The sequence below is a fragment of the Maribacter spongiicola genome, from assembly GCF_004364165.1.
GTDB classification, from domain to species: Bacteria; Bacteroidota; Bacteroidia; order Flavobacteriales; family Flavobacteriaceae; genus Maribacter; species Maribacter spongiicola.
In genome coordinates, this window is the sequence record NZ_SOAY01000010.1 from 1,774,473 (window position 1) to 1,789,719 (window position 15,247).

The 15,247-nt window shown below is 35.6% G+C and carries 13 protein-coding genes and 1 pseudogene; 6 read left to right on the top strand and 8 right to left on the bottom strand.

Features of this window, described 5'->3' with window-relative positions; translation table 11 throughout:
* Window positions 1–31: 31 nt before the first annotated feature.
* The 8 genes from CLV90_RS07915 to CLV90_RS07945 form a co-directional block, all read right to left on the bottom strand.
* Window positions 32–607: a cob(I)yrinic acid a,c-diamide adenosyltransferase gene (locus tag CLV90_RS07915; protein WP_133686921.1), complete on the bottom strand. Its 576-nt coding sequence runs from the start codon at window positions 605–607 to the stop codon at window positions 32–34.
* A 79-nt stretch (window positions 608–686) separates the two neighbouring features.
* Window positions 687–833 (bottom strand): hypothetical protein, encoded by a 147-nt coding sequence (locus tag CLV90_RS19210; RefSeq protein ID WP_166638546.1) that lies wholly within the window; start codon window positions 831–833, stop codon window positions 687–689.
* Window positions 834–863: 30 nt separating this feature from the next.
* Window positions 864–1,373 (bottom strand): hypothetical protein, encoded by a 510-nt coding sequence (locus tag CLV90_RS07920; RefSeq protein WP_133686922.1) that lies wholly within the window; start codon window positions 1,371–1,373, stop codon window positions 864–866.
* 164 nt (window positions 1,374–1,537) lie between these two features.
* Complete coding sequence (locus CLV90_RS07925; protein WP_133686923.1) at window positions 1,538–1,798, bottom strand: hypothetical protein; 261 nt, start codon at window positions 1,796–1,798, stop codon at window positions 1,538–1,540.
* 361 nt (window positions 1,799–2,159) lie between these two features.
* Window positions 2,160–2,420, bottom strand: a complete 261-nt coding sequence (locus tag CLV90_RS07930) for a hypothetical protein (protein WP_133686924.1) — start codon at window positions 2,418–2,420, stop codon at window positions 2,160–2,162.
* Between the two features lie 155 nt (window positions 2,421–2,575).
* Complete coding sequence (locus CLV90_RS07935) at window positions 2,576–4,447, bottom strand: ABC-F family ATP-binding cassette domain-containing protein (protein WP_133686925.1); 1,872 nt, start codon at window positions 4,445–4,447, stop codon at window positions 2,576–2,578.
* Between the two features lie 16 nt (window positions 4,448–4,463).
* Window positions 4,464–5,645 carry a lipoprotein N-acyltransferase Lnb domain-containing protein gene (locus tag CLV90_RS07940; RefSeq protein ID WP_133686926.1) on the bottom strand — a complete coding sequence of 394 codons (1,182 nt, stop codon included), beginning with the start codon at window positions 5,643–5,645 and terminating at the stop codon, window positions 4,464–4,466.
* A 171-nt stretch (window positions 5,646–5,816) separates the two neighbouring features.
* Window positions 5,817–9,269 carry a pyruvate carboxylase gene (locus CLV90_RS07945; protein WP_133686927.1) on the bottom strand — a complete coding sequence of 1,151 codons (3,453 nt, stop codon included), beginning with the start codon at window positions 9,267–9,269 and terminating at the stop codon, window positions 5,817–5,819.
* Window positions 9,270–9,662: 393 nt separating this feature from the next.
* On the opposite strand from CLV90_RS07945, the gene CLV90_RS07950 reads away from it, so the two are divergent.
* From CLV90_RS07950 to CLV90_RS07970, 6 genes and pseudogenes are all read left to right on the top strand, one after another.
* On the top strand, window positions 9,663–10,400 hold the full coding sequence (locus tag CLV90_RS07950) for a CDP-alcohol phosphatidyltransferase family protein (protein WP_133686928.1): 738 nt from the start codon (window positions 9,663–9,665) through the stop codon (window positions 10,398–10,400).
* A 27-nt stretch (window positions 10,401–10,427) separates the two neighbouring features.
* Window positions 10,428–10,562, top strand: coding sequence for a hypothetical protein (locus tag CLV90_RS19580; protein WP_341777684.1), 135 nt, complete (start codon window positions 10,428–10,430; stop codon window positions 10,560–10,562).
* Between the two features lie 12 nt (window positions 10,563–10,574).
* Window positions 10,575–10,943 (top strand): annotated as a pseudogene (locus CLV90_RS07955) (DinB family protein); the annotation flags it as partial.
* A 30-nt stretch (window positions 10,944–10,973) separates the two neighbouring features.
* Complete coding sequence (locus CLV90_RS07960; protein WP_133686929.1) at window positions 10,974–12,038, top strand: flavin monoamine oxidase family protein; 1,065 nt, start codon at window positions 10,974–10,976, stop codon at window positions 12,036–12,038.
* A 7-nt stretch (window positions 12,039–12,045) separates the two neighbouring features.
* The gene (locus CLV90_RS07965) at window positions 12,046–12,990 is read left to right on the top strand and encodes a tRNA dihydrouridine synthase (RefSeq protein WP_133686930.1); all 945 of its coding nucleotides are present in this window, start codon (window positions 12,046–12,048) and stop codon (window positions 12,988–12,990) included.
* 40 nt (window positions 12,991–13,030) lie between these two features.
* On the top strand, window positions 13,031–15,211 hold the full coding sequence (locus CLV90_RS07970; RefSeq protein ID WP_133686931.1) for a B12-binding domain-containing radical SAM protein: 2,181 nt from the start codon (window positions 13,031–13,033) through the stop codon (window positions 15,209–15,211).
* Window positions 15,212–15,247 lie beyond the last annotated feature (36 nt).

The following is a 15,247-nucleotide window of genomic DNA, read 5'->3' on the forward strand; positions in this document are numbered from 1 at the left end:
GTTTATTGATAACGAATAAATTACAGAATTATTAGTCCTTTTTTTTAGGAATCCATTTTATTTCATCCGCCTGTAAATCATAAGACAATTTTCGTGCAAATACAAAAAGATAATCTGAAAGCCTATTAATAAAAGATAGCACATTTTTATCAAATGGCTCATCTTGAAATAATAAAGTTGAAATACGTTCTGCTCTTCTACAAACGGTACGCGCAATATGACAGTATGACACTGTTGTATGACCGCCAGGAAGAATAAAATGGGTCATTGGCGGTAATTTACGATCCATTTCATCTATAGCTTGTTCTAAAAAATTGATTTCAATAGTGCCTACTTTGATTATTTTTAATCGCTCTTCACCATTTTTTAGTATTTCTTTTTCTGGATCGGTGGCCAAAATAGCGCCTATAGCAAATAAATGCTCTTGAATGGCAGTAAGTTGTTGCTTGTAAGTAGGGGAGATGTCTTGATCTCTAATAAGACCTAGCCAAGAATTTAATTCATCGACCGTACCATAGCTATCGATTCGAATGTGATGTTTAGGTACACGAGTGCCTCCAAAAAGTCCGGTAGTGCCGTCATCTCCTGTTTTGGTATATATTTTCATTTTATAAATTGTAGAAAGTAGGGGTGTAGATTATTTGATAATAGATAGTGAGAATTATTGTGGTAAAAAAATAGCACGGTTAATTCTCTTTCTTGTCCTTACGTTCGTAATCTCCCATGAATTTTCTTGATTTTCGCTCGCTAGATTTACCTTTACTGGTAATACGTATAGCTAAGTAAATAGCAAAAACGACACCTAGGGTAATATAAATTGTATTACTGCTCATTAAAAATTGCTTTAGTCTAAAATTACTGGTTTATATCCGTATTTTAAAATCTTCGTTTACTTGTTCTTTTCTAAAAAATAGGGCTCCGCAATAAAACATATCTATAGAAACACTAACGTGCTTTAATTCTTTAAGAAGTTTCCATGTTTTAAAGTTTTCACTACTGGTGTGTATGCCATCTAAAAGTAACATACAATCATTTGACAAAGTGTTGATATCTATATTAGTGTCACCAAAATCAGATATGCTACAAACGATAATATCGGCACTATGTTCTGTGATTGAAATGCTTGCGTAGTGTTGTTTTATAATTTCTTCGGATGTTTTAAAATCCCCTATTAGACGTATGGAATTGTATTTAAAATAGGCAATACTTTTAATTAGCACCTTTAGGGTTGCCGGAAGCTTTAATTCTTTTTTCTGATAAAGGCACTTGGTAATATAATCATACACGAAAGGGGAATGAATTCCGTGCTGATTGTTTGAAGTAAGAAGAAATTTAATATGAGATATAAAACGAAACACTAATTGCTTTTTCAAATTTTAGCAAAAGTAAAGATTATCATTGAACTTGAGTTTGATTTTTAAACTTGAACTTGCCTTTTGAATTTGAACTTGATTCTTGAACTTGAACTTAAAATGTAGGTAATGGTAAGAAATGGGGTAGGTATAGATTCGGGGAGAAAAGAGTATTTATAATTGTATTAAGAAAGTTTAGCGCTATTCAATTTAGTTGTGAATTCTAAAGCCTTGATTACTCTGTTGTTTTTGTTCTTATATAATCTAGCAACCTCGATTGTGTTTTCAGTTTCAATTGTTGGAACAACGATATCATTACTTTCAATTGTTTGAACCATCTCTACCTTTATAGTTTCGATCTCTAAAGAAACATTCTCATTATTAGCTTGCGCTTGTACTAAGAAAGTAGAGAAGAAAAGAGCGGTTAAAAGAATAATTGATTTCATAATATTTGTTTTACACTGCTAAAGTACAGGCAAGCCCAAACATATTTTGCCGCTCGTCGTTGGGCGTCATTTAACTATAGACGAATGGTAAATAGGCTTCGGTTATTAAATTCATAGAAGGTGAAAAATGAAGCAGATATAACATGTGATAGCAAGCTCAATAACCGAGAGTATAGGGGATGACAGCATTAGTTTTGTGATAAGTAAGCTATTTATAGCATGTATGCTATAAGGTTGAATGGTTATTAGAATGTGATTTATAAGTTTGAGTTTGATTCTTGAACTTGAACTTAAAAAGTAGATAATGGTAAGAAAAGGTGTAGGTATAAAATTTGGGACGAAAAGGGTATTTAAAACAGTATTAAGAAAGTTTAGCGCTATTCAATTTTGTTGTGAATTTTAAAGCCTTGATAACTCTGTTGTTTTTGTTCTTGTACAATGTAGCAACTTCGATTGTGTTTTCAGTTTTGATTGTTGGAACAACAATATCATTACTTTCAATTGTTTGAACCATCTCTATTTGTATAGTTTCGATCTCTAAAGAAACATTCTCGTTGTTAGCTTGCGCTTTTACTAAGAAAGTAGAGAAGAAAAGAGCGGTTAAAAGAATAATAGATTTCATAATATTTGTTTTACACTGCTAAAGTACAGGCAAGACCAAACATATTTCGCCGCTCGTCGTTGGGCGCCATTTAACTATAGACGAATGGTAAAAATCATTCGTCTACGGTTAATGTAGTTGTAAAATGTATTCGCAAATTAACGTGTTAATAGGGTCTAGCCTTCCATTAATGCTGAAAGCTCAAACCATCGTTCAGTCTTGCTTTCAATAGTGTCGGTTACTTCTTTAAGTTCTATACCTAGGTCTTTAATATCATCACCACTTAATGAGTCATCGGTAAACTTCTCTTGTAGCGTAACTTTCTTTTTTTCTAATTTTTGAATTTCGCGCTCCAATTTTTTAAACTCCTGTTGATCTGCGTAAGATATTTTCGGAGAAGCATCTGGTTCTTTCCAACTAGTTTTAGGGGCACTTTGAACTTCTTTCTGTTCGCGTTTCTCTAATACCTGACTGTCTTCGTATGCTCTGTAATCTGAATAGTTACCAGGAAAATCTTCTACAACCGCATCACCTCTAAATACAAATAGGTGATCTACAATCTTATCCATAAAGTAACGGTCGTGAGATACTACCATTAGACACCCTTGAAAATCCATTAAAAAGCTTTCCAACACATTTAGCGTTACAATATCTAAATCGTTGGTAGGCTCATCTAATATTAAGAAATTCGGATTCTGAATTAATATGGTACATAAGTATAGTCGCTTACGCTCACCACCACTTAGTTTATCAACGAAATCGTATTGTTTTTTTCTATCGAATAGAAAACGTTCTAATAGTTGCTGTGCAGAAATCTGCCTGCCTTTCATTAGCGGAATGTAATCACCAAACTCACGAATAACATCAATTACTTTCTGACCTTCTTTTATTTCAATTCCTTTTTGGGTGTAATAACCGAACTTGATCGTTTCACCTACAATTACCTTACCGCTATCTGGTTGGTCACGACCGCTTAATATATTTAAGAAGGTAGATTTACCGGTACCGTTTTTACCAATGATACCAATTCGCTCTCCTTTTTGAAAAACATATTCGAACTTGTCTAGAATAGGTTTGTTAGGAAAGGACTTAGAAATCTTATGAAGTTCAAGTATTTTACTTCCTACGCGTTCCATATTCAACTCTAGCTGAACTTGGTGGTCTTTTCTACGTTGACTTGCTTTGTCTTTGATTACTGCAAAGTCATCTATTCTCGATTTAGATTTTGTGGTACGGGCTTTTGGTTGCCTACGCATCCAATCTAACTCCTTTTTAAATAGTAATTCTGTCTTATGCTGTTCTGTGGCTTCTTGCTCTATACGGGCTTCTTTCTTTTCTAAATAGTAAGAGTAGTTTCCTTTATATGGATAAAGCTTTCCGTTTTCTAACTCAATAATTTCATTACATACACGCTCTAAAAAGTAACGGTCGTGCGTTACCATAAATAAGGTCATGTTTTCTTTAGCAAAAAATTCTTCTAACCATTCGATCATTTCTAAATCTAAATGGTTGGTCGGTTCATCTAAAACTAAAAGGTCTGGTTTGTTAATTAGCGCATTGGCAAGTGCCAAACGTTTCTTTTGTCCACCAGATAGTTTACCTACTTTGGCATCTAAGTCATCTAGTTTTAGCTTCGAAAGAATCTGTTTGTACTGGGTTTCAAAATCCCACGCTTCAAAACGATCCATGGCATCAAATGCTTTTTGGTAGGCATCTGCATCTTCGGGGTTTAGTAATGCCTTTTCGTAATTGGCTAATACGGTCAATACTTCATTGTCTGAAGCGAAAATAGTTTCTTCTACAGTTAAGTTTGGATCCATTACCGGCTCTTGAGCCAAAAAGGAAACACGTGTAGATTTACGGTAGTTGACCTGACCAGAATCGGGAGTGTCGGCTCCTGATAATATATTAAGTATAGAAGTTTTTCCTGTACCGTTTTTAGCGATTAAAGCAATTTTTTGGTCTTTATTGATACCAAAAGAAAGGTTATCAAAAAGAACATTTTCGCCATAGGATTTCGAAATATTTTCAACGGTAAGTAGATTCATGTAAAGTAACTTGATTTTATTTTTTCGTTAGATGCTTACTTTTAAAATAATAGATCAGATATAAATAACGAATAGCTAATGCTAGTAATACAATGATTAATAATATGGAAAACACTTGAATTTTAAACATCCACAATATACAAGTGATGCCAAGTAATATGGTTAAAAATATGATGTAAGTGATCATCCATGCCGGAATCTGCTTTTTGATCATCATAAATGCGATTACTATATTCGGGGCAAATGCCCACAGCGAATTAAAGTTTGCTTTGGTAGCCAAATGATCTGTACCAAACCAAAGAAATAAAATTAGAATACCTGCTAACCCAGTAACCGCGAATAGTCCGAAATCCAACCATTTATTTCTTCGCAGGTTTTTATAATCGGTATAGGTGATATAGCATACTAAAACTAGCAGAATACTAAGCCAAAATAAAGGAGTCAAAAATATTAAAGAGCGATATTCTTGTTCTGCAATATCTAAAATAACAGATTCTTTTTTGACTATCGGCTTACCGTCTAGTGTAGTATGTTTCATTTGCTCATACACGTAAATTGGTAAGAACAAATGCTCGTATGGCGTTGCTTCTCTATCAATTACGGAAGCTAACGCAAGGTCTATGCCGAAATTGGACCATGAATTCGGATTCAGTTTTAAACGAATCAACTCTCTAAATGTTAACTGCTCTTCTAAGTGGTTATAATCGAATTTAAAGGTATTGCCCAAAGTTTTTTCAAATACCATAGGTATTCTAGTGGCACAATTATCAAATAAGAAATCGTATTTATATTTCTTGTTTTCGGGCAGTAAGTTGTGTTCTAGAAAAGTGATAATATTATTGCGCTGTTCTAAATTGACATCTAGCTCTTGTTCCCTTATCCATCGTTTTTCTTGTTGGTAAGAGTATTCAAAATACTTGAACGGAATTCTAGAAATGGTGTATGATAGTTTACCTCTAGTGAAATTCAGATAAAAATTCGGGTCGTCAAAATCATAGTTTCCGTAACCGTATACTTCATCAATACCTAAAGTAGGATCTTGCAAGCGAATGGCGCTATGTCCGAATTTGGCTGCTAAATCTTCACCAGTACCTACGGTCAATAAGCTGATCTTTGATAATGGAGATAGTTGTACATTTTGAGAATGTCCCCAAAATGCAGTAAAAAGTAGAATTAAAAACGTGATTATTCTGAACATACTTTTACTAGCGCATAGCAGCTGCAAAGATGCGAATAATAACAGACTTCACAGATATTGGTTTTTTATAATTTTATGGAGATTAACTATTTATTTAATATGCTCTTTTCCAGAAATATAAAAGCCACCTCTAAAGATGGCTTTTTAAATACATTAAATTGATTTCAATTGCTACTCAACAGTAACAATCAAATCGTCTTGTTTTACCATGCTGCCTTCTTTTAGACTCACAGAAGTAACTGTACCGGCTTTAAAAGAAGTAACCGTTGTTTCCATTTTCATTGCTTCAATTACAAATAATGGATCGTTCTCTTTTATGGTTTGACCTTTTTTGACCAATACCTTGTATAAAGATCCTTGTAACGGCGCTCCTATCTGATCATCGTTTGCCGGATCTATCTTTTCATTTTCTTCAATTTTAAGGTTTAAAGAGGTGTCTAAAACATCAACAAATCTATTTTCACCGTTTACTTGAAAGAATACGGTTCTCATACCTAATTCATTTGGTATCCCTACAGAAAGTAGCCTTACGATGACTGTTTTACCCGGTTCTAATTCTATCAAGGTTTCTTCACGAAGTTTCATTCCGTAGAAGAAATGCTTTGTTTGTACCAACGCTAAATTGCCATACAACTTATAGTTCTCATGTGCTTTTTCAAACACTTTTGGGTATAAGGTGTATGAAAGAAAATCTTCCATTTCAATAGCACGAGTAAAGCCTTTTTGAAATTTCTTTTTAAAGGCTTTAAATTCTTTGTCAAAATCTGTTGGTGCTAAATGTGCATTTGGTCTGTTCGTGTATGGTTTTTTGTTCTTAAGAATGATTTTCTGAAGCTTCTTAGGGAATCCGCCAACGGGCTGACCTAAATCTCCCATAAAGAAACTAATTACAGAATCTGGGAAAGATATTTCTTCGCCACGTGTCATTACATCTTCTGTGGTTAAATCATTAGTTACCATGAAAATTGCCATGTCACCAACCACTTTTGAACTCGGTGTTACCTTAATTAGGTTACCAAAGAGTTTATTTACCTCTGCATACATCGTTTTTACTTCTTCAAATCGGTCTCCTAAACCTAAAGCAGTTGCTTGTGGGCGCAAATTCGAATACTGTCCGCCAGGTATTTCATGTGAATACACTTCTGCTGTACCCGCTTTTAATCCCGATTCAAAAGGGTAGTACAATTCTCTTGTATCTTCCCAGTAGTTAGAAAATTGATTCAGCTTCGGCATGTCGAACTCATGTGCTCGTGGCTGACCTTTCATCATCTCTACAACCGAATTGAAGTTCGGCTGAGAAGTTAATCCTGATAATCCGCCTAGAGCGACATCAACCACATCAACACCGGCTTCAATTGCTTTCATGTATGTTGTCGTCTGTAACGAAGAGGTGTCATGCGTATGTAAATGTATTGGCAACTTTACTGTGTCTTTTAATGCTAAAACCAATTCAGTAGCGGCATATGGTTTCAATAGACCTGCCATATCTTTAATGGCAATCATATGTGCACCTGCGTTTTCTAAATCTTTTGCAAGTTGCGTGTAGTATTTTAGAGTGTATTTTGTTTCGTTTACATTTAGTATATCACCCGTGTAACTTACAGCTGCTTCTGCAATACCACCCGTTTTATTACGTACATAATTAATACTTGGTTCCATCGCTTTCACCCAGTTCAACGAATCGAAAATTCTAAAAATATCGACGCCGTTTTCCCAAGATTTCTCAACGAATTTTTCAATTAAATTATCAGGGTATGCTTTGTACCCGACTCCGTTAGATCCACGAAGTAGCATTTGAAATAATATGTTCGGTACTGCTTTACGTAATTCACGTAAACGTGTCCACGGACTCTCATGTAAGAAACGCATACTAACATCGAAGGTTGCGCCACCCCAAACCTCCATACTAAAGGTGTTTGGGTGATTCTTCGCATAACTTTCTGCAACACGCAACATATCATAGGTACGCATTCTTGTTGCCAATAATGATTGGTGCGCATCACGCATGGTAGTATCTGTAAAATGAATTTTCTTTTCATCCATTAACCATGCACAGAATTTCTCGGGACCCATTTCGGTCAGCATATCTTTTGTTCCCTTCGGATGTGCTTCTAACGGATTAAATTTTGGAACTTTCGGATTTCTGAAAACTTTATTCTGATCAATATACTTAACATCAGAATTTCCGTTTACAATTACTTCTGCCAAAAAGTTCACCACTTTCGATGTTCTATCTTGTGGTAATTTGATTTTGAATAGGGCAGGGGTGTTCTGTATGAAATTGACAGTTGCCTTACCATCTTTAAAAATAGGATGCTGAATTACATTCTGTAGAAAATGGATATTGGTTTCAACTCCTCTAATTCTAAATTCTTTTAATGCACGTACCATTTTACGGGTAGCACCATCTAAGGTTCTACCATGAGACGATACTTTTACTAGCATCGAGTCAAAAAACGGACTCACTTGATACCCTTGGTAAATACTACCGGCATCTAACCGAATGCCCATACCAGAGGCACTTCTATACGTAGTTACCGTACCATAATCGGGAGTAAAATTATTGCCCGGATCTTCTGTGGTTAAACGACATTGTAATGCAAAACCATAGGTAGCAATCGTATCTTGACCAAATATTTTAATCTGCTGACTGTCTAGCTTATAATTTCCTGCAACGAAAATTTGAGTTTTTACCAAGTCAATACCAGTAACCATTTCGGTAACGGTATGCTCTACCTGTATTCTTGGGTTTACTTCAATAAAGTAAATATTATCATTTGGGTCAACCAAAAATTCTACCGTACCTATATTGTTATAGTTTACCTCTTTGGCAATGTCAACGGCATATTTGTAAAGATTCTGTTTTACATCTTCACTAACGTTGTGTGACGGTGCTATCTCAACCACTTTCTGGTGGCGACGCTGCACAGAGCAATCGCGCTCATGTAAATGGCGAATATTACCGTGGTTATCGGCTACGATTTGAACTTCTATATGTTTAGGGTCTTCTACATACTTTTCTAGAAACATGGTGTCATCGCCAAAAGCGTTTAATGCTTCGTTTCTGGCAGAATCAAAATTCATTTCTAGATCTTCGTCTTTTCTTATGATACGCATACCACGACCACCACCACCAGAGGCAGCTTTTAGCATTATTGGGTACCCAATTATTGCCGCTTCGGATAGCGCAACTTTAAGCGAGGTTAATTTTTTCTTATTGCTTTCAATGATAGGAACATTACATTTTACAGCAACTTTTTTGGCGGTAATTTTATCACCTAGGGCATCCATTACTTTTGGATCCGGACCAATGAAAATAATGTCGTTTGCAGCGCATTGTCTTGCAAATTCTGAGTTTTCAGAAAGAAATCCGTAACCTGGGTGTATGGCATCTACATTTTTAGCCTTTGCCAAAGCTATAATTTGCGGAATGTCTAAATAAGGTTTTAAAGGCTGATTGTCTTCACCGATTTGGTAAGATTCATCGGCTTTATTTCGATGTTGCGAATAACGATCTTCATAAGTGTAAATGGCAACTGTTTTAATGTTCAGCTCAGAACAGGCGCGCAATACACGAATTGCAATTTCACTTCTATTGGCTACTAAAACCTTTTTAATCTTCATTTTTGGGCAATGTATTTAATGGTTAGTGTTTAATTGTATTTGTTATAAAACTTCATTTTTCATCTGAAATTGTTACAAAGGCTATAATTTAATTCTAAAATATCAACTAAACAATGCTATGCATGCATAATATTTTTCATTTGAGAACTAATTTGTGATATGATCTCAGAGAAGGTAGTTTATATTTCAATATGATATGTCTAAGTGGTTGCAAATTTGATGGTTGTCGTCCCTTTAATTTGCAAAATAGTTTTCGAGGTCTCGCAAAATATTGGTGAGCTTAGTGCTTTTTAGAGCGGAATACCTCTACCACCACATAATTATATTAATTTAGAGCCATAATTGTGCTGGGGTAGTGTGCCTTTCTGCATTTATGATATTAGACCGACTATTATGAAAAAGCATATTCCTAATTTTATTACTCTTTTGAACGTCTTTTGTGGCTGTGTGGCTACCATGTTCGCTGTTATGAATAGATTAGAACTTGCTGCAATATTCGTTGCACTTGGTATTTTCTTTGATTTTTTTGACGGATTAGCTGCGCGTGTTTTAGATGTAAAAAGCGAATTAGGTCTACAGTTAGATTCTTTGGCAGATATGATTACTAGCGGATTAGTACCTGGTATTGTAATGTTTCAATTATTGGCAATGTCGCAAACTAGCGGATGGGGAGATGGCTCTCACTTTTTTATGGAAGCTGGTAAATTCCAATTCATACATTTAATACCCTTTTTAGGGTTTATAGTGACTATGGCTTCTGGGTATCGTTTGGCGAAATTCAATATTGATGAAAACCAGACATCTTCGTTTATTGGTTTGCCAACACCAGCAAATGCACTTTTAATACTTTCATTACCACTTATCCTTTTATACCAAAACAATGATTTTTTAAATAGAATCATTCTTAATCAATGGTTCTTGATCATCTTAACATTAGTGAGTGCATATTTACTAAATGCTAATTTGCCGCTATTTGCTTTAAAATTCAAGAATACAAGCTTCAAGGATAATGCTATGCGTTATATCTTTCTTATCATTAGTCTTGTGCTAATCGTTACCATGAAATTCATGGCTATTCCCTTAATTATTCTATTTTATGTAGTAAGTTCTGTCATACAAGAGAGACTTTAAACGTAGATTTATTTAGGAAAAACGATTATGGAAAATGAAGAATATGAGTTTTGGTTAAGCGGACCTATTCAAGGTGTGCCAGATTTGCTGCAACCAGCAGCTCATGCATTGTTGCAATCTGAGCGTGAACTGAAAAAATATACTGCGGATTTCCCTAAATAATTATTATGGGCAAAAACGGCAGGTAGAGCTTCTGTGGGTTTTCATATGAATCATATTACAGGAGTTTTAGATAGAATGTTGACCTACGCAAAGGGGGAATCACTATCCGAAGCACAATTTCAATTTCTTAAACAAGAAGCCGCCTTTAATTTAACTACTGAAGTTGCTGATTTACAAGAGCAATTTTCGGTTAAAGTGTTAGAAGCGCTAGCATATTTCAAAACGATGCCAGAACAGACACTTTCAGAGAAAAGAACGGTTGGCAGAAAGAAGTTACCATCAACGGTAATCGGACTCCTTTTTCACGCTGCAGAGCACAGCCAAAGGCATATCGGGCAATTATTAGTAACTGCCAGTGTATTGCAATCAAAAATATCTTAGTCCGTCATTTAATCAGAATAACTTTATAGCATGAATACATCGGTAGTAATAATCGGCGCAGGATTAACGGGTTTGCTAACTGCATATCGTTTGCAAGATCTAGGTTTTGATGTGAAGGTTTTAGAAGCACGAGAAAGAATTGGTGGTAGAATTAACACTATAGAATCTGGGAAGGCCAAAGTTGAAATGGGTGCTACTTGGTTTAATGAAAGTCACTACCATTTATTAGATGTTATTGAAGAATTCAAGGTTCCGTACTTCGAACAATTTATGACCGGTATCTCATATTTTCAAACTTTCTCTAATGTTCCGCCACAAGAAATTGCTGTACCTAACGACAGCCCTAGTTACCGATTTAAAAACGGAACTATTGATTTACTGAATTCGATAGCTGGTAAATTGAAACCAAATACTATTTTTTTAAATGAAGTGGTTAACGAGGTAAATGTGCTTGATAACAATAATGAGATAAAAACCAATTCCCGCACATTATATGCAGATATTGTAATTACTACATTACCACCTGCGGCATTAATAGATCAAATAGAATTTTCTCCTGCGCTGCCAAATGATATAGTTTCTTTAGCAGAACAAACCCACACTTGGATGCAAGATTCCATTAAAGTTGCCTTAACCTATAAAAAGCCATTTTGGAGAGATCAAGGCAAATCGGGCACTATATTTAGTAATGTTGGTCCGCTTACCGAGTTTTACGATCAGTCGAATCTAGAGATGGAGTCGTACGCACTTGTTGGATTTGCTTCTGGAAGTTGTGCTCGTTTCACTAAAGAACAACGAATAGAAAAAATTGAAGCGCAATTGAAAATGGTGTTCGGTGAAGAGGCTTTACAATACGAATCGTATCTAGAAACGGCTTGGTACAATGAAGAATTTACCAAATCGAACAGGCAAGAACGTAACTTATTTTCCCATCAAAATGGCGGTCATGCACTGTATCAGGCACCCTTATTCGAGAATAAATTATTTATTTCTGGTGCAGAAACATCAAAATATCACTCTGGTTACATGGAAGGCGCTATTTTTGCAGCTAAATCTGTTGTTGCAAAACTTAAAAGTTTGCACCTAACGCAGTAATACATACATGTCAGTTACCTTATTATCATCCCCATTACAGGGTTTTACCGATTTTAGATTTCGCAATGCGTTCCATAAATATTTTGGTGGTATTGATACGTTTTACGCGCCATACATTCGTTTGAATGGTAAAATGGTGATAAAGAATTCGTATCAAAAAGATCTACAACTAGAGAATAATACTACCCTAGAAGTTATTCCGCAGGTAATGACGGGCGATGCTGATGAGTTTCTGTTCGTTGTAAAATACATTCAAAGTTTAGGGTACAAAGAACTCAACTGGAATTTAGGTTGCCCTTACCCAATGGTTACGAAGCAAGGTATGGGTAGCGGACTTATTTGTAATCCTGAAAAAATTGACCATATTTTAAAACGAACACACGAAGAAACCGATGTGGTGGTTTCTATGAAAATGCGAATGGGGTACGAGAATGCAGAAGAAATATTAGACGTATTTCCTATTCTAGACAAGTATCCATTAAAGAATATTGCCATTCACGCCCGCATCGGTAAGCAATTGTATAAAGGCGGAGTAGATCTTGATGCCTTTCAGAAATGTGTTGAAAATACTAAGCATAAACTATACTATAATGGCGATATAACTACAGTATCAAAGTTTAAAGAAATGCAAGAGCGCTTCCCTTCAATTGACCATTTTATGATGGGAAGAGGATTAATTGCCGACCCATTTCTACCTAATATGATTAAGAATAATACTACCGAATACCCAAAAGACCGCTGGAAGATTTTCTCAGAATTTCATGATACTATTTATCAGCAATATGCTGAGGCATTATCAGGGCCGACACCTATAAAAATGAAAATGCGTGGCTTTTGGGAATATTTTTCATTGTCAACTTCCAATCCGCAAAAGGCATTCAAGAAAATAAAAAAAGCAAATAATCCAAAGGCGTATCAACAAGCGGTACGTGAGATATTGAATAATGAATAAGCGAACAGTTATCTTTGCGGCATTGTTCTAAAATAACTTTGTGAAAGACCTTCTTTTAATAACACCACCTTTTACCCAATTAAACACTCCGTATCCGGCAACGGCATACATTAAAGGGTTTTTGAATACAAAGGATATTTCTTCTTTTCAGTCCGACTTAGGGATTGAGGTTATTTTATCACTTTTCAATAAAAATACCTTTCAGCAGCTATTTGACATGGCTTTTTCATCGGATGCTATAGTGTCTGAAAATTGCCAAAGAATATATGCGCTTCGCAATGATTATTTGAAAACGCTAGATGCTGTTATTCTTTTTCTACAAGGAAAAAATGATACATTAGCGAGGCAATTATGTACCGAAAATTTTTTACCGCAAGCTTCTCGTTTTGAACAGTTAGATGATTTAGAATGGGCTTTTGGTAATATGGGTATGCAAGATAAAGCCAAACATCTGGCAACCTTATATCTTGAAGATTTATCAGATTTTATAGTAGAATGTATAGACCCTAATTTCGGATTCAGTCGATATGCAGAGCGACTTGGACGTAGCGCCAATTCGTTTGATGAATTGTATAATCACTTGAATGAACAACCTACGTTTATTGATGAATTAACACTGAAGATACTAGCAAAGCAAATAGAAGCCGTACAACCTAAATTGGTGTGTTTTTCGGTTCCTTTTCCTGGTAATTTATATAGTGCTTTTCGTTGTGCGCAATTTATAAAAGCAAATTATCCTGATTTGAAAATTGCCATGGGTGGCGGATTCCCAAATACCGAACTCCGTAGCCTTACCGATGTTCGCGTGTTTGAATTCTTTGATTTTATTACCCTTGATAATGGTGAGCTTCCGTTGGAGTTGGTGCATCAATATGTGGTCAAAGGGGAAGGGGAGTTAAAACGTGCTTTCATTTTAGAGGATAGTAAAGTCGTTTATAAAAATGATAGTACACGACCAGATTATAAACAACAAGATGTTGGTACTCCAGATTATTCTGACCTGCAATTAACAAATTACATTTCGGTCATTGAAATCGCCAATCCAATGCATAGTCTTTGGAGTGATGGTCGTTGGAATAAACTTACGATGGCACATGGTTGCTATTGGGGTAAATGTACTTTTTGTGATATCTCTTTAGATTATATAAAAATATACGAACCTGTAGCTGCTAGTTTGTTGGTAGACCGCGTAGAAACGTTGATGGAACAAACAGGGGAATCTGGTTTCCATTTTGTGGATGAAGCTGCTCCGCCATCATTGATGAAAGCTTTTGCGCTAGAAGTCTTAAAAAGAAACTTGACCATCACTTGGTGGACGAATATTCGTTTCGAAAAGAACTTTACACAAGACTTATGCTTTTTGCTGAAAGCATCTGGCTGTATCGCTGTTTCTGGCGGATTGGAAGTGGCATCAGATAGACTTCTGAAACTCATAGATAAAGGCGTAACGGTAGAACAGGTAGCACAGGTAACGAGAAATTTCACCGAAGCGAACATTATGGTGCATTCGTATTTAATGTACGGCTACCCAACGCAGACAATTCAAGAAACGGTAGACAGTTTAGAAATGGTTCGCCAGTTGTTTGAATTGGGAATCATACAATCGGGATTTTGGCATCAGTTTGCATTGACAGCTCACAGTCCGGTCGGGCTGCATCCCGAAGAATACGGAGTAATGCCAGATTTGAAATCCATCACCTTTGCAAATAACGATATTGATTTTAAAGATAAAACGGGAGTTGATCATAGTAAGTTCAGCTTCGGATTAAAGAAATCACTCTTTAATTTTATGCACGGTATCGGTTTTGATATGAGCTTGCAAGAATGGTTCGATTTTAAAATTCCGCTAACAAACATTTCCGCAGATTATATTTATAATTGTCTACAACAAGAGCAGGTATTAAGTACAAAATCGTCAGCAAAAATAGCTTGGATAGGTCCGATGCCAACTACTGCCGAACGGGTTAAAAAGAAAAAAGGCATGACTTGGCAACAGTTAGCATTGGGTTTTCATACCAAAACGGGTATCTATGAAATTACTGTAGATAAAGATAAAGGCGAATGGTTACTTTCTACGCTAGAACAATTAAAACCTGAAAATAAACCTGTAAGTTACGGTCAGTTAAAAAAGGATTACGAATCTCAGTTAGAAGATTTTGAGCTGTTTTGGTACTCTAAGCAAGTAACAGGTCTACGTGACCACGGACTATTGGTGCTATAAAAAAAAGCTCACATTGAATATTCAACGCAAGCTTTT